The sequence below is a fragment of the Oscillatoria sp. CS-180 genome, from assembly GCF_028330965.1.
Classification (GTDB): domain Bacteria; phylum Cyanobacteriota; class Cyanobacteriia; order Phormidesmidales; family Phormidesmidaceae; genus Halomicronema.
Window position 1 is genome coordinate 100,524 of the sequence record NZ_JAQMUB010000066.1, and the last position, 19,616, is coordinate 120,139.

12 protein-coding genes are annotated in these 19,616 nt (G+C 49.4%); 10 read left to right on the plus strand and 2 right to left on the minus strand.

Translation table 11 applies throughout. From position 1 onward, the window contains the following. The 8 genes from PN498_RS15590 (at position 1) to PN498_RS15625 (ending at position 14,804) form a co-directional block, all read left to right on the plus strand. Positions 1-3,258 (plus strand): amino acid adenylation domain-containing protein, encoded by a 3,258-nt coding sequence (locus PN498_RS15590; protein WP_272063764.1) that lies wholly within the window; start codon positions 1-3, stop codon positions 3,256-3,258. 46 nt (positions 3,259-3,304) lie between these two features. Next, positions 3,305-4,192, plus strand: a complete 888-nt coding sequence (locus tag PN498_RS15595) for a 3-hydroxyacyl-CoA dehydrogenase family protein (RefSeq protein ID WP_272063766.1) — start codon at positions 3,305-3,307, stop codon at positions 4,190-4,192. Next, on the plus strand, positions 4,186-4,431 hold the full coding sequence (locus tag PN498_RS15600; protein WP_272063768.1) for an acyl carrier protein: 246 nt from the start codon (positions 4,186-4,188) through the stop codon (positions 4,429-4,431). Before PN498_RS15595 ends, PN498_RS15600 begins: the two co-directional genes overlap by 7 nt. A gap of 29 nt (positions 4,432-4,460) precedes the next feature. Continuing rightward, positions 4,461-5,678 carry an acyl-CoA dehydrogenase family protein gene (locus tag PN498_RS15605; RefSeq protein ID WP_272063770.1) on the plus strand — a complete coding sequence of 406 codons (1,218 nt, stop codon included), beginning with the start codon at positions 4,461-4,463 and terminating at the stop codon, positions 5,676-5,678. A 130-nt stretch (positions 5,679-5,808) separates the two neighbouring features. After that, a complete protein-coding gene (locus PN498_RS15610) occupies positions 5,809-6,885 on the plus strand; it encodes an HAD-IIIC family phosphatase (RefSeq protein WP_272063772.1) in 1,077 nt (358 codons plus the stop codon). Positions 6,886-7,221: 336 nt separating this feature from the next. Continuing rightward, entirely contained in the window at positions 7,222-12,723 is a 5,502-nt protein-coding gene (locus tag PN498_RS15615; protein WP_272063774.1) for a type I polyketide synthase, read from the plus strand. Positions 12,724-12,900: 177 nt separating this feature from the next. Continuing rightward, positions 12,901-13,920 (plus strand): hypothetical protein, encoded by a 1,020-nt coding sequence (locus PN498_RS15620; RefSeq protein WP_272063775.1) that lies wholly within the window; start codon positions 12,901-12,903, stop codon positions 13,918-13,920. A gap of 143 nt (positions 13,921-14,063) precedes the next feature. Then, a complete protein-coding gene (locus PN498_RS15625; protein ID WP_272063777.1) occupies positions 14,064-14,804 on the plus strand; it encodes an aspartyl/asparaginyl beta-hydroxylase domain-containing protein in 741 nt (246 codons plus the stop codon). Between the two features lie 211 nt (positions 14,805-15,015). Here the strand turns inward: PN498_RS15625 and PN498_RS15630 are convergent, their stop codons facing one another. Then, positions 15,016-16,005 (minus strand): cupin-like domain-containing protein, encoded by a 990-nt coding sequence (locus tag PN498_RS15630; RefSeq protein ID WP_272063779.1) that lies wholly within the window; start codon positions 16,003-16,005, stop codon positions 15,016-15,018. Positions 16,006-16,589: 584 nt separating this feature from the next. Between PN498_RS15630 and PN498_RS15635 the strand changes: the two genes are divergently transcribed. Both PN498_RS15635 and PN498_RS15640 read left to right on the plus strand, forming a co-directional pair. Continuing rightward, the gene (locus PN498_RS15635) at positions 16,590-17,558 is read left to right on the plus strand and encodes a CobW family GTP-binding protein (RefSeq protein WP_272063781.1); all 969 of its coding nucleotides are present in this window, start codon (positions 16,590-16,592) and stop codon (positions 17,556-17,558) included. Then, positions 17,546-18,604, plus strand: coding sequence for a WD40 repeat domain-containing protein (locus tag PN498_RS15640; RefSeq protein WP_272063783.1), 1,059 nt, complete (start codon positions 17,546-17,548; stop codon positions 18,602-18,604). Before PN498_RS15635 ends, PN498_RS15640 begins: the two co-directional genes overlap by 13 nt. 214 nt (positions 18,605-18,818) lie before the next feature. On the opposite strand, the gene PN498_RS15645 is transcribed toward PN498_RS15640, so the two are convergent. Continuing rightward, a partial coding sequence (locus tag PN498_RS15645; protein ID WP_334312260.1) for a LamG-like jellyroll fold domain-containing protein occupies positions 18,819-19,616 on the minus strand: 798 nt, incomplete at its 5' end.

Below are 19,616 nucleotides of genomic sequence, written 5' to 3' on the forward strand. Positions count from 1 at the left end.
ATGAAAAACGTCGAAGACATCTATCCGCTATCGCCAATGCAGCAGGGCATGCTCTTTCATACCCTGTACGCCCCTAAGGCTGGGATATATTTTGAGCAATTCACCTGTACGCTACGGGGCAGTCTTGATGTTGAGAATTTTCAACGGGCTTGGCAGCAGCTAGCGGTGCGTCATTCGGTACTACGCACCCATTTTCTTTGGCAAGGATTGGACGAGCCGTTGCAGATCGTGCGGCAGGAGATTTCTCTACCCTGGCAAGTCTTGGACTGGCGATCGCACTCAGCATCTGAGCAAGCTTTGCAGTTAGAAGCCTTGTTGCAGAGCGATCGCAGTCAGGGCTTTGTCCTGCAGCAGGCCCCCCTCATGCGGTTTTTCCTCATTCAGCTGCACGATCAGCTATTTCAGTTTGTTTGGAGTTTTCATCATCTCTTGTTTGACGGCTGGTGCTTAGCAAGATTGCTCAACGACGTGACGGTGATCTACCTGGCGCATCAGCAACAGCAAACCCTTGCTTTACCGCATCCTCGACCTTATCGAGACTACATTGCTTGGTTGCAGCAGCAGGATCACTCTCAGGCAGAAGCCTTTTGGAAACAGGCACTCGCTGATTTTGTGGCACCGACCCCAATGGGAGCAAAGTCTCGACATCGGCAAGGAGGAACGCCCACATTTGCTGAAGCCCAGGTTGTCTTATCTGCCGAAATTACTCAAGCGCTCACAAGCCTAGTTCAGCAACAGCATTTGACCTTAAGCACTTTGCTCCAAGGGGTGTGGGCTTGGCTTTTGAGCACTTACAGCGGTGAAAAAGACGTTCTTTTTGGGGTGACAGTCAATGGACGTCCTCATGCATTAATAGGGGTGGAATCCATGATAGGGCTGTTTATCAACACATTACCTGTACGAGTGCGGGTGGATGAACAAGATGCCTTAATTCCCTGGCTACAGCAACTGCACGCCAATCAAATTGAGCGCGAACAGTATGCTTACAGCCCCTTAGTTGACATTCATCGATGGAGCGATGTCCCAGGCACGCTCCCCCTATTTGAAAGCATTCTGGTGTTTGAGAACTATCCACTCGCGTCAGCTTTAGCAGAAGAGAATAGCCCGCAGCCGGAGGCATTGGAGATTGGTGATGTTCGTTGTTTGGAGCGGGACAATTTGCCGCTCTCCTTAGTGGTCGCGCCTGGCGAGTCGCTGTCTATCCGACTGCAATATGACACTGAGCGATTTGAAACGGATGAGATCGCCCGTTTACTGGGGCAGCTTCAAACGTTATTAGAGGGAATTGCTGACGACCCCTATCGTTCTCTGGCGGATATCTCGCTGCTGACACCCCCTGAGTATGACCAGCTGATGCAGTGGAGCAGAGCGGCATCGCCTCAATTGAGCGATCGCACACTCCCTGAACACTTTGTCGCTCAGGTCGCTCAGACCCCAGACGCGATCGCCCTTGAGTTTGCCTCACAGCAGTTGACCTATCGAGAACTCAATCGCCGCAGCAATCAACTGGCTCACTGGCTCCAGCAAACCCATTCAGTCGGTTGCGAAGTCCGCGTTGGGCTGTGTCTTGAACGCTCACCGGAGATGGTTATCGCGGTTCTGGCGATTCTCAAAGCGGGAGGAGCCTATGTCCCTCTCGATCCCAATTATCCAACTGAGCGCCTGCGGGTCTTAGTTGAGGATGCCGACGTTGCTCTGGTGCTAACCCACTCGTCTGTCAAGTCGCAGCTGCTGGAGAGCTTTTCCTTCGTTTGCCTAGAGGCAGAGGCTGCCGCGATCGCCTGTGCGCCCAAAACAGAACCGACTAACGCACTAATGCCCGAACACTTAGCCTATTTGATGTACACGTCGGGTTCGACAGGGCGTCCCAAGGGGGTGAGTGTTGCCCATAGGGCTATCGTCCGGCTGGTTACAACTCCCAACTATGTAGAACTCAACGCTAGAGATATCGTTCTGCAGGCCGCTCCCTTGGCGTTTGATGCCTCCACCTTTGAGATCTGGGGATCCCTCTTGAACGGGGCCAGGTTAGTGATGATGCCGCCCGGTCTACCAGCCCTGACCACGCTGGCATCGATCTTACAGACTCAACAAATCACGATCCTGTGGCTGACTGCGGGGCTGTTTCACCTCATGGTAGAGCAGCAGTTGACGGCCTTATCGCCATTACGATACTTGCTCGCGGGGGGCGATGTACTCTCAACAACGCATCTACAACAGGCCCAGCAGCAGCTCTCTGGGACCAAAATTATCAATGGATATGGTCCCACCGAAAACACCACGTTTAGCTGTTGCTATGAGCTGACGGACCCGATCAACCCGTCTGCTCCAGTCCCCATTGGCACTCCTATCAATCAAACGCAAGCCTACGTCCTCAACGCTCAGCTTCAACCTGTTCCCATTGGCGTACCCGGAGAACTCTATGTCGGCGGCCACGGGTTAGCGCGGGGATATCATCGCCAGCCAGCACTGACGGCCACGGCCTTCGTTCCCCATCCTTTTAGTCCATGCCCCGGAGCGCGTCTTTATCGAACAGGAGATCTCGTCCGGTATCGCTCCGATGGGTGTCTGGAGTTTCTGGGACGTATTGACCAGCAGGTCAAAATTCGTGGATTCCGCATCGAACCCAGTGAGATTAAGGCGGCGCTGATCCGGCACCCTCAAATTCAAAATGCCTTTGTGCAACCCTTCGAAGCTTCTCCTGGCCATCAGGCCCTTGCAGCCTATGGCGTCGCTGTGGACACGGCACCCGCGATCGCAGACGTGCAGACATTTCTTAAGGCAACGCTGCCAGACTACATGATTCCGACTGTCGTCATTTTCTTGGAGCAATTACCCTTAACTCCGAATGGCAAGGTTGATCGGCGTCAGCTACCAAGACTTGAACCGATGTCATGCTCGGATGAGACGGCCTTTGTTGCCCCTTCAACGAACATAGAGCAAACCCTCTGCACGCTTTGGAGCACGGTGCTCGGGATCGAAAGAGTCGGGATCCATAACAACTTTTTTGACCTGGGGGGCCATTCGCTGCTAGCTATCCAACTGCACGGTCGTCTGCAAGAACAGTTTGGGGCGGCAGTCTCCATCGTCGATCTGTTTACCTATCCAACGGTGCATACCCTGGCTCAATACTTAAGTGGCCAAACGAGTCATTCCGCTTTACCGCCCAATCGAGAAAAGGAAACCTTACGCAGCCGTCGTCAATTAGCCGTACAGCAACAGCGACAGCAGCGGCGGCACCATCGTGCGGCTAGCGACTAAAAATTGCCACAGGAAGAAGATTGCTCCTTTGGAGAAGACAACAACTATGCAAAATACCTCACAAATCAGCGTTATCGGAGCCGGAGTGATGGGGGTTGGTGTCGCCCATGCACTAGCCCAAACTGGGCATCAGGTGCTGTTACTTGATGTCACTGACGCCATTCTCGAAAAGGCAAAAGAGCAGATTCAAAACAGCATACGTTTTCAGACGCTATTTCAAAAAAACGGAGCTGATCAGAAGTCGCCTGATCTACCTGATCTATTAGACAGGATTACCTTTTCTACCGACTATACGATGTTGGAAAATACAGACTTTGTCATTGAAAATGTGCCTGAGAAATGGTCCCTTAAACAGAATATTTATCAAAAAATTGATGCCATCTGTCCGCCGAAAACTGTTTTTGCAGCGAATACCTCTGCCATTCCAATTACTCGGATCGCAGCTGCAACGCAACGTCCTTCTCAGGTACTGGGCATCCATTTCATGAATCCGGTACCGATGAAAAAAACGGTTGAAATGATTCGGGGCTACCACACCTCAGAGCAAACCCTAGCGATCGCTCAAAGTTTGCTCACAAAGATGGGAAAACAGTGGATTTTGGTCAATGATTCGCCAGGCTTTGTTTCTAATCGAATTCTGATGCTGACTGTTAATGAAGCCATATTCTGTCTACAAGATGATGTGGCGGCAGCGGCGGATATTGATCAGATATTTAAAGCATGTTTTGGCCATAAAATGGGGCCGCTTGAGACGGCTGATCTTATTGGACTGGACACCATTTTACTCTCGATCGAAGTTCTATATGAGAGTTTTAGAGATAGCAAATATCGACCTTGTCCCTTATTACAAAAGATGGTTGATGCGGGCTTGTTAGGTCGTAAAAGCGGCCAGGGTTTTTATACTTATCATTCAGGAGGGTTGGAGAAATGCTGACGGCAATTGAAACCAAAGATAAAATAAGGAACTTTTTATCTAAATTTATTACTCATCAAGAATGGCAAGATACTGACGATATTTTTGCCCTAGGGTTTGTAAACTCTATGTTCGCCATGCAGCTTGTCATGTTTCTGGAAAAGGAGTTTCTAATCACTATTGAAAATGAGGATCTTGATCTTGACAATTTTCGAAGTATTCAAGCAATGTCAGATTTTCTTGCTCGTAAATCTGCTTAATAGTCCTTCCTCATCTGACAGGTGGCGTTATGACGATAGATCTCACCGATCAGCAACAATCCGCTCAGGCAAAGTTTCGAACTTTTGTGGCAGAAACTGTTTCCCCTTATGCATCTCAATGGGATCGCGAAGAGTCCACGTCTCCCAACGCGATCGCCGCCTTGGCTCAGCAGGGATATTTGGGGGCGACGCTGCCTACCCTCTACGGCGGACAGGCAATGGATGCACTCACCTTCGGCCTCTTGAATGAGGAAATCGGACGGGTCTGCTCGTCGTTGCGCAGTCTGCTGACCGTCCACTGCATGGTGTCCCAAGCACTCCTGAGATGGGGGAGTCGCGACCAGAAAGAGTATTGGCTACCGCGATTGGCGACGGGGGACACCATCGCCGCCTTTGGTCTCAGCGAACCGAATGTGGGAAGTGATGCCCAAGCGGTAGAAACAACGGCGGTTGCGGTGGGCGATCGCATTGTTTTGAATGGTCATAAACGATGGATTACCTATGGTCAGGTTGCAGACTTATTGCTTGTTTTTGCCCAATGGCAAGGCCAGATGTCGGCATTCTTGGTGGAGCGTTCCTGCCCCAATCTCTCGATCCAACCGATGTCCGGTTTGCTAGGGGTTAGAGCCTCGATGCTGGCTGAACTGCGCTTTGAGGATTGTGTCATTCCTCAAGCAAATTTGGTCTGTCGGCAGGGGTTGGGCTTGTCTCACGTGGCCTCTACAGCATTGGACTGGGGACGCTACAGCGTTGCTTGGGGGTGTGTCGGTATTGCCCAGGCCTGCCTCGATGCCTGCTTGCTCTATACCAGCCAACGACAACAGTTTGGCCACTATCTCAAGGAGCATCAGCTGATTCAGCAAATGATTACCAACATGCTGGTGAATGTTAGAGCGGCGCGCGCGCTGTGCTATCAAGCTGCAAAACTGAGGGTTGCAGGGGATTCCCGATCAATTATGGAAACCTCAATAGCGAAGTATTTCGCCTCTACTGCGGCCAGTCAAATCGCGAACGATGCCGTCCAAATTCATGGAGGAAATGGCTGTAGTGGTGACTATCCCGTGGAACGCTATTTTAGGGACGCCAAAATTATGGAAATTATCGAAGGCAGTACCCAAATTCAGCAAATGACGCTGGCGGCCTACGGCTATCAAGACTCTGTTGCGCAGCAGGATACCTCATCAAAATCACATGGCAAGCCCGCAGATCCTGTTCTATCAACGGCAACATTGCGATCGCCATCATAAGTTCAAGAGACGCAGCGTGTCATGACTAGTGCTAGAGGGCACCAGCAACGCAACTATTCAAGAAGCTTGAAAGGCTTATCTGTCCGGGTTCTGATTTCCGACTTTTGACTTCCGCGCAAAGGAGATCCTCATGCAAATGCCCCCCCTTCAAAGTACGAATACAGCTACCAATATCGTTAAGTGTCTAGTTTGGGATTTGGACAATACGCTCTGGCAAGGGGTGCTATTAGAAAATGATGAAATCATCTTGCGAGATGGCGCACTTCAGGTGATTCAAACCCTGGATAGCCGGGGGATTCTCCAGTCAGTGGCCAGTAAAAATGATCCTGAGGTCGCCCTGCAACAACTGCGAAGACTAGGTCTTCAAGATTATTTTTTATATCCCCAAATTAGCTGGAATTCTAAAGTTCACAGCATCCAGGAAATTGCTGTCCATTTGAATATTGGAACCGACGCGATCGCCTTTATCGATGATCAACCCTTCGAACTCGAAGAGGTAAATTTTTCGCTGACTGAAGTGCGGTGTTTTCATGCCGAAGATATGGAGAAACTCGTCGATAAACCTGATTTCAATCCGCCGTTTGTCACTCCAGATGCCCAATCTAGACGGCAGATGTATCTCAGCAATAGGGCACGTCAGCAGGCTGAAGAAACATTCATTGGCCCTGAGGCAGCGTTTTTGGCAACCTTAAACATGCATCTCACGATTGCACCAGCTCAATCGGTTGACCTACGACGGGCAGAGGAGTTGACCGTCCGTACTCACCAACTCAACACCACGGGCTATTCCTATTCCTACGAAGAATTGGAGTATTTTCGGCAATCTAATCGTCATCAATTGCTCATGGCAACTTTAGAAGATCGATTTGGCAGCTACGGGAAAATTGGTTTGGCGCTTTTGGAATGTCAGGAAAATGCCTGGATTATTAAGCTCTTGCTAATGTCTTGCCGGGTGATGTCGCGAGGTGTGGGAAGCATTGTGCTTAACCACATTATTGCCCAAGCCGTTGCCAATCAGGTAAAGCTATATGCTGAATTTGCCGCGAATGATCGCAATCGGATGATGTATATCACCTATAAATTTGCCGGCTTTAGGGAAGTTAAAAAACAAGATGGTTTGACTCTTCTATTGAATGAAACGATGCAACCTCAACCCTACCCGAACTACATGACAGTTAGCACTACATTGCCCCAATTGAATCCTTAAGGCCGGTTGAGGTTATTTGTTCTCATCGTCACAAGCTTTCGACTCTGTTACTTCTTTGAAAAATTATTCGGTGAATATCATGACATGCTGCATTAGGCTATTAGCTGGAGATTGGATCAGTGACATCGCGATTCCACGCGATTCCATTTGGATTTTGAATAAGTTTTCCCAAAGAACATTGTCAAAAAAGCTTTTTCGCCTCCAGCAACTATCCAGTAGAACTACATTCTATTAATGCCTAAATGATCAAAAGCCTTTTCTCATAAATCCGTTTTGGTCGGTTGCTCGCGATAAAAATTTAGGGTATTGGCCCCCTCAGTTTAGGGACTTCATAAGATGACTGATTTAAACAGCGCTGATTCCAATCTTTCCATTGCGATTGTCGGCATGGCTTGCCGATTTCCTCAAGCAGCTTCCGTCGAGTCTTTTTGGCAGAATTTACGAGATGGCCTCGAAGCGATCTCTTTCTTTTCGGATGAAGAGCTTCAGGCGGCGGGAGTTCCTAGCGCTTGGTTAAACCAGCCTAACTATGTCAAGGCGCGGGCGATCGTGGATAATATCGACTACTTTGACGCCTCCTTTTTTGGCTACAGTCCTCGTGAGGCGGAAATTATCGATCCCCAACATCGACTGTTTTTAGAATGTGCCTGGGAAGCCCTAGAGTCTGCGGGCTACAGTCCTCATACCTTCGGAGGATTGATTGGCGTATTCGGCGGAGCAACTAGCAATGATTACTTTCTCAAGCACCTCGCGCCTCATTCAGAGTTGCTGAATTCAATGGGGAGTTTGTCGATCATCCTGGGGAACAATAAGGATTTTCTGCCGACCCGAGTGTCTTACAAGCTCAATCTCAGGGGGCCTAGTGTCAATGTACAAACGGCTTGCTCGACTTCTCTCGTTGCGACTCACCTAGCGTGTCAAAGTTTACTCAATGGAGAATGCGATATGGCGATGGCCGGGGGAGCCTCTCTCGGCATTCCTCAGGTCAGCGGATATGCTTATCAACCGGATGGCATTACATCCCCGGATGGCCACTGCCGAGCTTTTGATGCGAAAGGTCAAGGCACAGTAAGCGGCAGCGGTGTTGGAGTTGTGGTGTTGAAACGCCTGACGGACGCGATCGCCGATCGCGACACGATTCATGCGGTTATTCGCGGCACGGCGATCAATAACGATGGGTCGCTGAAAGTTGGCTTTACGGCCCCCAGCGTAGAGGGACAAGCTGCCGTTATCGCTGAAGCCCAAGCTATTGCTGGAGTAGAGCCAGAAACAATAACTTACATAGAAGCCCATGGCACGGCGACGCCTTTAGGCGATCCGGTCGAACTCGCAGCGCTGACTCAAGTCTTTCAGTCGGCGGGTCAGAAACGTGCCTCGTGCGGTATCGGCTCAGTTAAAACTAACTTAGGACATCTAGATGCCGCTGCGGGAATAGCAGGCTTAATTAAAACTGTTCTGGCGCTCAAGCACCGGCAACTGCCTTCCAGCCTGCATTATGAGCAGCCCAATCCCCAGCTTGACCTAGCCAATAGTCCTTTCTATGTCAACGCAACCCTATCGCCTTGGCCCGCCAATGGAACGCCTCGGCGGGCGGGTGTCAGTTCCTTTGGCATTGGCGGCACCAATGCTCATCTCGTGCTGGAAGAGGCTCCTCCCCCTATTGAGTCCTCACCATCTCGACCTTGGCAAACGCTTTTATTGTCGGCTAAAACCCCATCTGCCCTGACTCAAATGGCTGATAATTTAGCCACCTACCTGGAGGAGCAGCCCCACGTTTTGTTAGCGGATGTTGCCTATACGTTGCAGGTGGGTCGTCAGGCATTCCCTCATCGACTCGCTGTTGTCTGTCAAGACCGGGCTGAGGCGATCGCCTCCCTGCAAACGCCTCAGCGCTGCTTGCAGGCTCATCAAACGGCTGAACGCCGTCCCGTTGCCTTTCTCTTTACGGGATTGGGGAGTCACTACGTCGGCATGGGGCAAGAACTGTATCAGCAAGAGGCCGTGTTTCGACACCATGTGGATGACTGCTGTAAACAATTGCAACCGCTGCTCAATCAAGATCTAAGAACGATTCTATATCCCAAAACGGATGACCCTAGCGATACGGATGACCCTAGCGATACAGTAGCGAACAATACAGGGATTGATTTGCGTAAGCTGCTGGGACGAGATGCGACAGTTCCAGATGCGGCGACTGAAGCGCTGAACCAAACCCAGTTAACACAACCCGCGATGTTCGTGGTCGAATATGCGCTGGCTCAGCTTTGGCGGTCTTGGGGCATTGAACCCACGGCTCTGCTGGGCTACAGCCTGGGAGAATACGTCGCAGCGACCCTGGCCGGAGTTCTTTCCTTAGAAGACGCTTTGTTCTTGGTAGCTAAGCGGGCAATGCTAATTCAATCGCTACCCTCTGGCGCCATGTTGGCAGTGCCCGTTTCGGCGGACAAAATAGCGGCTTACCTGGATGAGTCTCTTTCTATATCTGCAATCAATGGACCTAACCTTGGCGTAGTCGCGGGTTCTTTAGAAGCTATCGCAACCTTAGAAAATCGTTTGATCGACGCGGGGCTAGCCTGTCGGCGGCTGCAAACATCGCATGCGTTTCATTCCCACATGATGCAGCCACTGCAAGCGGCGCTCACGGAAGTCGTTAAGACCCTTCCGCTTCACCCTCCGAAAATACCCTATCTGTCTAACGTTACGGGCACCTGGATCACCGCTGAGCAAGCAACGGATCCTAGTTATTGGGCGCGTCACCTGTGTGAACCCGTTCAGTTTGCGGCAGGCGTTCAGGCCCTTTGGCAGCGCGATCGCCCCATTTTATTAGAGGTGGGACCAGGCCAAACATTGGGCAGCTTGGCGATGGGCAGTTTGACAGATGTTGAGCAGCCAATGCAAGTGCTGGCCTCGCTGCGAGATAGCTATGAGACTCAATCCGATCAGCAGATGATCTTGCAAACGTTAGGACAGCTCTGGTTATTGGGAGCGGCTGTTGACTGGTCAGGGTTCTACCGTCAGGAATGCCGCCAGCGTATTCCCTTGCCCACCTATCCTTTTGAGCGCCAGCGATACTGGATTGAGCCTCGTCAAGCAATTCCAGCGACTACCGCCGAAGCGACCCCTTCTCCCTCAGGGCTTTTGCAAAAAGTTCAGAAAAAGCCAGCCATTCGCGACTGGTTTTACGTTCCGTCGTGGACTTCTGTTCCCCTGACGAGGATTCCTGCGGCAACGGAGTCCCGCTCTTATCTTGTGTTATTAGATTCACAGGGAATGGGGGCGCACATTGCTCGTCAGCTTCAGAGGTTGGGAACGACCGTCATTACGGCTCAACCAGCAGACGCTTTTGCTCAATTGGATAATCAGACTTACGGTCTGGATATTCAATGTCCAGATCAGTACTATCAGCTTCTTGCTGCACTACAGGCCACGGATACGTTTCCCCAATCCATCGTGCACTGCTGGAGTCTGACGGATGCGACTGACCCCAGTTCTCAAACCCCAGATCCACAACAGCGAGGATTTTATAGTGTGCTGTGGCTGGCACAAGCGTTAGAGAAATGCGCCACTACGGAGACGCTGCAACTGACCATCATTTCGAACCAATTGCAGTCCGTGACGGGCGAAGAAACTGTCTGCGCAGATAACGCCCTGATGGTCGGCCCGCTCAAAGTGATTCCACAGGAATATCCCCATATTCGCTGCCGTAGTATTGATGTGGATAGAGATTCTATAAATTTAGCTGATCCGCGATCGCGTTCCAGGATCGATCAGCTGATTGCCGAGCTGAGAAGTCCCCATCTTGATCCAGTGGTGGCTTATCGGAGTAACCGTCGCTGGATACAAACCTTTGAACCCGTTTCTTTGCCCGCCGCAGACTCCGTCCAACCGCCACGCCTACGCGAAAACGGCGTCTATTTGATTACAGGTGGATTAGGCAATGTGGGGTTGGCGATCGCCCAAGGGTTAGCGCAGATGGCGCGTCCCCGGCTGATTCTCACGGGGAGATCGATGTTTCCGGCCAAGGCTGAGTGGTCACACTGGCTCGATACTCACCCTAAAGATGATTCCATCAGTCAGAAGATTCAGTCTTTGCAAGCCGTGGAAGCCCAGGGAGGAGAGGTTTGGACTGCTCAAGTCAATGTAGCTGACATGGCCGAAATGACAGCATTAGTAACGCAAATCGACGCCCGTTACGGAGAACTCCACGGCGTAATTCACGCAGCTGGCATTACTGAGCGCGATGCATTCAAGCCCATCTCTCAGCTGACTCCTGACGAATGTAATCGGCAGTTTGCTCCCAAGGTCACTGGACTGAGAGTACTAGCACAAAGCATTCAGCCTTACCAACCAGATTTCTGCTGGTTGCTATCGTCCTTATCCCCCATTTTAGGAGGAATTGGCTTTACTGCTTATGCAGCGGCAAATGCCTTTATGGATGCCTTTGTTTATGAAGCTGAGTCGTGCTCTTCGCTGCCCTGGCTTAGCTTAAATCTTGAGGCTTGGCGCGGAGATAGTCGTCCTGCCGACAGCAACTCAACCCTAGCTAATCTGCCTCTGTCTCCTGATGAAGGGATACAGGCGCTCCAGCGGCTCCTGACCCGTACTTTAGAGCCTCGGGTCGTTATCTCAACCGGAGATTTGCTAACTCGCGTGAGTCAATGGATTCAACTGAAATCCCTTGACCTTCCCGTATCGTCGTCATCACCGTCGTCATCAACAGAGGTTGCGACCACTCACGATAGACCTACCTTATTGACCCCTTATGTAGCTCCTCAAACGCCCACTCATAAAGCCTTGGCAGAAATTTGGCAGCAGCTTTTAGGGGTGGAACGAGTCGGCATTCACGATAGCTTCTTTGACCTGGGCGGTCATTCCTTGCTGGCACTTAGCCTTTTAGCTCAGATTCAGCAGCGGTTTCATAAAAACTTGCCGTTAACCGGTTTACTGCAGAATCCTACGATCGCTCGACTCGCGGATTTGACTCAGCAATCGGGTCAAGATCTCATGACGGCGAAACTGGCAGATTCAGTACTCGTGCCTATTCAACGTCAAGGAGCGCGATCGCCCTTCTTTTGTATTCATCCTGTGGGCGGTAACAGCATCTGCTATGCCGATTTAGCCACGCACTTATCGCCAGATCAGCCATTTTATGTTTTTCAATCGCCGGGTCTAACAGAAGAACAACCGTCGTCTCTAGACGATTTACCATCAATGGCCACGTACTACTTGGATAAACTGCGATCGGTGCAACCCGAAGGTCCGTACTATTTGGGCGGCTGGTCATTGGGTGGCATTGTTGCTTTCGAGATGGCCCGACAATTACAAGCGTCAGGGCAGCCGGTTGCCCTCTTAGCGCTGATCGATTGTCTACCACCCTCGCCCGAAAGACTCCCATCTTCGGCAGATACTGAACTGCTACTGAAAGTCATGGTGCAGGACCTAGCAGGTCTGTCTAATCAAGCCCTACCTCCTGAATTGGAAGACATTTCGCTCCAGACTGAGCAGCAATGGTTGCAAGGGTTTGAGCAGGCCCAAAGTCTGGGTATTATCCCCAGCAATATTGATTTTCCTCAGATGCAGCGCCTGTTTGAGGTGTTCAAACAGAACTTCTTGGCAGCAGCGAGTTATAGCCCCCAACCGTATTCAGGAAAAGCGGCCCTATTTTTTGGAGACGCCTCAACTCAAACGGCTAGTTCAGACCCGACTCGGGGTTGGGGAGCATTAATAACAGAAGGCGTCACTGTTCATGATACACCTGGTGACCACTACACCCTCATGCACAATCCTCACGTCAAAACGCTAGCTCAGCAGTTAGAAAACTATTTCAGCACTCTGTAAAAACAATGATTTAGAAATGTCATGGCACTTACAATGCGTCCTCGCTTTAAGACAGCTTCCTCCTCTGAAATTGCCACCGATCCCAAAATTCTTCTGCACTGCTTTAAGAGCGAACCCCAAAAGAACTTGTTTTCCAGACCTCAGAAAAAATCGTCTATCAAAGCCGTGTTTGTGCCGATGGAACGCAGCAATTACGGTACTTCCTTACATCTGGATCATCGTATTAAACCTAGCTCTCATAGAAAACAAACTCTGACTGTTGAGCCATTAATTCAGCTTGAGCCTGAAGTTCTAGCTGCGGCTAAGCCTGTGAAATATCTATTCAATTCTGCCTTTTGTGGATCAACGCTATTGGCAAACTGTTTAGATCAACCCGGCTACTGTTTATCGTATAAAGAACCTTTAGCGCTGTCCCAATTATGCTTAGCCAAATTAGATTGGCCGGATGAGGTAAGTACCTTGGGCATATCCTGGCAGCGTTTACTTTCATTAACAAGATCCCTGCTCTCTAAAACGTTTGATCCGGCAGAAAGTGCCTTGGTAAAGCCGAGTTATCTCTGCACAACCGCGATCGCAGATCTAAGAGCGATCGATCCTTTTGAATTTCGTGGGCTGTTTCTTTACTCTGACCTGCAATCATTTTTGTGCTCTACGCTCAAGTCGTCGGGCCGTCGTCACTGGGTGAGAGGGGCTTTGAAGAACGTCCGTAAGCTGGCTAACAATCAGATTTTGAGAGATGTTGATACTGAATCTTTGAGTGATGCCACTGCGGCTGCCTATGTTTGGGTTGGACAAATGTCTGCCTATCTTGATGCTTGTCAGCAGACTGAGGGAGACCTTCGCTCACTATCGTTTGATACTTTTTTGAAGCAGCCTGAGCAAGCCTTGGATGCGATCGTAAAGTTCTTTTCGCTCAATTTCTCGCCTCAAGATATTGAGCAGATTGTCAATAGTCAATTGTTTTCTACCTATTCAAAACCAACTGCCTTACAATCCGGGCTGAGTAAAATTGGAATATCATCGACTGCTCAAAGACCATTCTCTAAACAAGAAAGAAAGCGAGTACTAGCCGCTATAGGCGAAAGATACAGCAGCGAGATAGAAGCTGGCTTGACCTGGGCAGACAAGCTTCTTGAAAGCCAAAAAAAGGCTTATTCTTTGACTTGTGAATTATTGAATTCTGCTATCCTAAAATAAACCTCGCTTGAATTTAAGACAAACTTTAATACGACTTAAGAGCAAAATATAGTTGCAGTGTTGCACAGTAATGAGTCTGCCTAGCATTGCTATAGATTAATAGGCTAAGTTAAAATATTTATCAAGAAAATCAGGTATATATTATGCTGAAAACATATGGTTTTTTGGAACAACTGATTGGTTCATTAGCATTTTCTGTTTTTTCTCTTTTGGAATGGTTTAACAAGAAGTTTTCGTTAGTAGGAAATCATTGTTTTTTTGAGTTGGATCATTTCTCTTGGGTTTATGAAGTAGAAAATCAATTCAGCTTTATTCGTGAAGAACTAGACAATATTATTAATCATGACAACATTCCTAATTTCCAAGATATTTCAAAAGGGCAAGAAGCATTAACTCAAGACGATAAGTGGAAAGCATTCCTTATGTATGCCAATGGCCACAAGATCGAAGGAAATTGTGTTAAGTGCCCTAGAACCGTCGAGGCGTTAGAAAAAATTCCCAATATTAAGACAGCGTTTTTTTCTATTATTTATCCGCATAAGCATATCCCACCTCATCGAGGTCCCTTTAATGGAATACTGAGATATCATTTGGGGTTAATTATACCCTCAGATAGAAAAAGCTGTCGGATACGTGTAGGTGATCAAAATCGCCATTGGGAAGAAGGGAAAAGTATCATATTTGATGACACTTGGAATCATGAAGCTTGGAATGATTCAGATCAAGTCCGTGTTGTGTTGTTTGTTGATTTTTTAAGACCTTTACCCTTTTTGATTAAATACTTAAACATTGGTTTTATTAGTTTTATTCGTGAATTTCCTTTTATACGAAAGGCTCTTAGAACTTACGCTCTTACACAAGCGTCATGGAGAGTAGGGGCTTGACATTCGCGACAATTTATAGCGGCATGCACTTGCATCAAGTACCCCTATTCCCTGCTTCGTTAAGACACTGAGATGTACTTGACCAAGCTGGACAGGGCTATAAGCTTTAGATAAACTGTCAAGAAGACGCTAAAAAAGGACAAGATAGAATAGGGTGCTACCGCGCATTCCGTCTAGAAAGGAGCAATAATTAGCTTTTTCTAGGTTTCCTTTAATAATCCTTTTTCAGTAAAATTCTCTGCCACAGAAATCGACTCAATGATGCCAGATTAATCATGATTAGATCAATAAAAACCCGGGCCATCAATGGATGAGCTCGCTCAAACAGGCGTAAAGGCCGAAAATGCTGAAGGGTAATTGAGTTTTCTAGGCAGTTAACATGATGCCACCAATAAGGTGGAATATAGAGCGTTTCTCCGGGTTGCAGGACAATTTCGTAAGGCGCTGGTGACTCGGTAGATAAGAATCGTAGTTCACGCGGATCATCCTGAGCGTGAAATCCAATTGAGCTGGCGAAACAACCCTTCATAGATCCCACTTTGAAGGGAGACAGTTCCGAAAGTCCTTGAAGTGGCGGATATAGAATAAATCGTTTGCAACCGTACAGTACCGTCAGGGTTGCATGGCGGGTGTCGTAGTGAAAGGGAGTAACGGCTCCACGGCTTTGAAACCAAATGCTTCGATACCATGCCGCTGGTTTTGCAGGAAGATCACGCCAAAGCGGTTTCTCTGTAGGCCCTGTATCGTTCTTTGATGTTACTTTTGACCTATAGATAAACCGTGCTGGGGGAGCATCGATTGGGGGAGTGAAGACTCTTTGGACGGCTTCTTGCCAGGGAATATTCTGAATAGTCACCAGCTTAGTGCGCCATGCCGGACTAATGGGAAACATGGCATTCGCCTTGGCATCTTTTGGATGAGTGATGGCAACTCGTTCATTCACAAGCGCTGAAATTGTGGTTTCCGTCCATTCAAGGGCAGGGCAAGTTTCAGCAAAACCCGTGACTCTTTTCGGACGCTGCGGTGACAAAGCGGAGTAAATGTCGTCTGCTGCTATGCTATCAGCGTCGGATCTAACCTGAGTTTGTTTTCGCTTCAACGGAGGAAAATTCACTGCAGATGCAACGCACCATAGAAACCAAAGGACGGTGCTGAAGATAACTAAAATGATCGTCCCGAGAAAACCAATGAGTCGTTGCATCAAAGCATTCTCTCCAGCTAGCAAGCATCAAAATATCTTGCTGGCAAAAAAGTAAGAATCAAAGTTGCAAAAGAGTAGTCTAAGCGATCGCAACTTTTAGATGATTTTGAAAGATAGTCTGAATTGCTGCTTTCCGATTAAAGCTGTTTAAATTTCAAAAGTCTATTGATTTTTTCTACAGTTCTGATGATTTTGGTAGATACTAATTGGTTGAACTCATCAATAGTTTTTAATGCTTAATAGCGCAAAAAAGTCTGAAAGTACTGTGATTGAGGGGATCTCCCCATAAGACAAGGAGTTGAAAGAGGCATTCCATGAGCAGCTAAAGTTCTCCACTTAAGAGTGACTCTGATGGGAACCCTTGCAGCAACAAAATACTTAACCTGATCAAACCCGGGCAAGACATCTCGACTGACTTGATTAGGACTTACGCACGGCCCCCTTGCATCCCCCAATTTTGGAAGACGTTGCATCCGGCTTCCCCATATTTGGGGATTAAGGGGCCAAAGCCGGATGCAACTGCGTAAGTCCTGTTGATCTTGTCTTAGACTAGGAATGATTATCATTCTGTTTGGTAATTTGCTATGGCTAGTACCGCAATTGACACCGTGCCAGTAACCGTCCTGACAGGCTACTTAGGCGCAGGCAAAACCACTTTGCTGAACCGCATCCTCACCTACGAACACGGCAAAAAGGTGGCGGTGATCGTCAATGAGTTTGGGGAAGTCGGTATCGACAACCAGCTTGTGATCGATGCCGACGAAGAAATCTTTGAAATGAATAACGGTTGCATTTGTTGTACGGTTCGGGGTGACCTGATTCGCATCATTGGCAATCTAATGAAGCGACGTGACAAATTTGATCACCTGGTGATTGAGACCACCGGCCTAGCTGACCCAGCCCCCGTTATCCAGACCTTCTTTGTGGACGAAGACATGCAGGGGCAGCTCAACCTGGATGCAGTGGTGACTGTGGTCGATGCCAAACACATCCATGATCACTGGGAGGCCGACGAAGCCCAGGAGCAAATTGCCTTTGCCGATGTGATTTTGCTAAACAAGACCGATCTAGTCAGTGAGGCTGATCTGGAAGCTCTGGAAGCCCGGATTCACTCGATGAACGCGATGGCCAAGGTGTATCGTACCCGTGATGCTGCTGTTGAGATGGACACCATTCTCGGCGTCAATGCCTTTGACCTGAATCGAGCTTTGGAAGTTGACCCTGACTTTTTAGGCGAAGATGCCCACGAACACGACGAGACGGTCGGCTCCATTGCCCTGGTGGAAGCGGGGGAGCTAGATGGCGAAAAACTCAACGTCTGGCTCAGCGAATTGCTGCAAACCCGGGGCCCGGACATCTTTCGAACAAAGGGCATTCTCAACATTGCTGGGGAAGATCAGCGGTTTGTGTTTCAGGGCGTTCACATGTTGTTTGATGGTCGGGTCGATCGCCCCTGGAAGCCGACTGAAGATCGTAAGAACGAGCTGGTCTTTATCGGGCGTAACCTGGATGAAGTCCAGCTGCGAGAGGACTTTCGCGCGTGCCTGGTCTAACCCAAACGCTTTTGGAGGTTTACCAGCAAGGTTGTCTTGACGACTATGTGACGGCGATCGCCTGGTCTCCCGACCATTCCTTAGCGATCGCCTCTGCTGCCGGCGAAATCCTCTTGGTCAATCCTGGAACCCAGGCCGAAATCATCCTCCAAGAAGCCAACAGTCAATCCATTGATTGTCTGGCCTTTTCTGCCGATGGTCATTACCTTGCCGCTGGAGGTCAATCTGGCCAACTCTTGATCTGGCCCATCCAATCCCCGACCCATCCACCCGTGGTTCTGCCTCACCCCCGCACGTGGCTGGATCGCCTCATCTGGAACCCCACCCGCAATGAACTTGCCTTTAGCCTTGGTCGTTATGCCCAAGTCTGGGATGCTGCAACGGCAGAAATTGTTACCACACTCCAGTTTGAGAACTCGTCGATCCTCGATTTAGTTTGGCATCCCCAGGGCAGTCATCTAATTGTTAGCGGGCATCAGGGCGTCAAAATTTGGTCCAGTGATGACTGGGATGCCGATCCCACAGTACGAGAAATCGCCGCTGCCAGTGTGGCGATCGCCCTTTCCCCAGATGGTCAATACCTGGCCTCAGGTAACCTAGATCGGACTTTGCTAGTGTGGCCCTTTGACAGTGACTTTCCCTGGCAGATGCGGGGTTTTCCCGGTAAAGTGCGACAACTCGCCTGGTCTGAATTCACCGTTAGGCAAGCACACCTCCTCGCTTCTGCCAGCGGCCCAGATGTCGTTGTCTGGCGCAAGAAGAGTGATGCCAGCGCCGGTTGGGATGCCCAAGTCCTCGACCTGCATGAGCAGCGGGTGAACGCGATCGCCTTTCAACCTGGTGGTACCCTGCTCGCCTCCGCCGCTGAAGATGGCCAACTCTGCCTCTGGAAAAAGGCTCAACAAGTTGCCCAGATTTTAGAGGGAGCACCCCAGGGGTTCTCTACCGTTGTTTGGAGTCCCAACGGAAAATGGCTTGCTGCGGGCGGGCAGCAGGGTGAGTGGCTGATCTGGAAACAGAGTAGCCGAGGAAGGGGATTCAGATAAAGATGCGATGAAAAAATAGCCTTCACTCACGCTGAGCAACTTCGTGTTGCAAGCCCACAGCGCCACTATTCCACGGCGGCATCAGTGTTGACACCTCAGTTCTGACATTTAGTTAAGTCACGGGAACTTATTTAAGTATCAACTTTGAGCTTTGGATTCGCCGATGACTCAATCATTCAAAACTCAAAACTGAGAACTTGAAATTCATTCATTCCTAAGTCACAACCAACTGATTAACCGCCAAATTAGGAGCCCCATCTAATTGTATAAAGTCAATTTGTGAAGCAGCTCCAATGCCATCTGGATCGTAGCTGAGGCTACCGCTGTTGCTATCGTACAGAACCGTAAATTTCGTACTCGTAGCCCTAGGATCGACGTCGCTGATGAAGCTAAATCCGTTGGTGAAATCCACAGCTAAGTCAGTGGCAAGCAATCGAACGCGATCGTCCGCATCAAAGTCGGTAATCTGGTCAACACCGCCTAATCGGGTATCGTGTATAAATTCGTCAGCACCACCGTTTCCTGTCAGCACGTCGTTCCCAGCTAACCCTTGGAATACGTTGGCCTGAGCATCACCAATCAGTGTGTCATTGTCGGGCGAACCTATGATGCCGGTCTTCTCTTGTCTCTGAATACTGGTATTAGAAAGAGTAGCGCTCAGCGGTGAATTGTCTTCGATAAGATTGTCTTCGTAAAGCTGCGCTACTTCATCGGCATCAAGGGCGCGTCCATAGATGCGGAAGTCATCAATCAAGCCGTCCCAACTGGTGCTGACCTTCTGCCCTCGTCCGAGGAAGAGGTCGGTGACGCCACTGATGCTGCCGCCTAGAGCCGGGACCGCAGCGGTTGGATTGTCCAGTTCTCCATCGATGTAAAACTGGACAGGGCTGCCACTCTGCCAGGTCATCACCACCTGCTGCCAATCAGTTGTCTGTACGTCCGCAGCCGACTCATACTCAACAACGCCTTCAGTCGTACGAAGACCAAGCTTGAAGACGTTGTTACTGCCGCC

Coding starts and splice junctions, on each gene's coding strand:
- PN498_RS15630 (WP_272063779.1), bottom strand. CDS start 16,005: ATGCAACGACTCATTGGTTTTCTCGGGACGATCATTTTAGTTATCTTC.
- PN498_RS15625 (WP_272063777.1), top strand. CDS start 14,064: ATGCTGAAAACATATGGTTTTTTGGAACAACTGATTGGTTCATTAGCA.
- PN498_RS15595 (WP_272063766.1), top strand. CDS start 3,305: ATGCAAAATACCTCACAAATCAGCGTTATCGGAGCCGGAGTGATGGGG.
- PN498_RS15600 (WP_272063768.1), top strand. CDS start 4,186: ATGCTGACGGCAATTGAAACCAAAGATAAAATAAGGAACTTTTTATCT.
- PN498_RS15610 (WP_272063772.1), top strand. CDS start 5,809: ATGCAAATGCCCCCCCTTCAAAGTACGAATACAGCTACCAATATCGTT.
- PN498_RS15615 (WP_272063774.1), top strand. CDS start 7,222: ATGACTGATTTAAACAGCGCTGATTCCAATCTTTCCATTGCGATTGTC.
- PN498_RS15590 (WP_272063764.1), top strand. CDS start 1: ATGAAAAACGTCGAAGACATCTATCCGCTATCGCCAATGCAGCAGGGC.
- PN498_RS15620 (WP_272063775.1), top strand. CDS start 12,901: ATGGAACGCAGCAATTACGGTACTTCCTTACATCTGGATCATCGTATT.
- PN498_RS15605 (WP_272063770.1), top strand. CDS start 4,461: ATGACGATAGATCTCACCGATCAGCAACAATCCGCTCAGGCAAAGTTT.
- PN498_RS15635 (WP_272063781.1), top strand. CDS start 16,590: ATGGCTAGTACCGCAATTGACACCGTGCCAGTAACCGTCCTGACAGGC.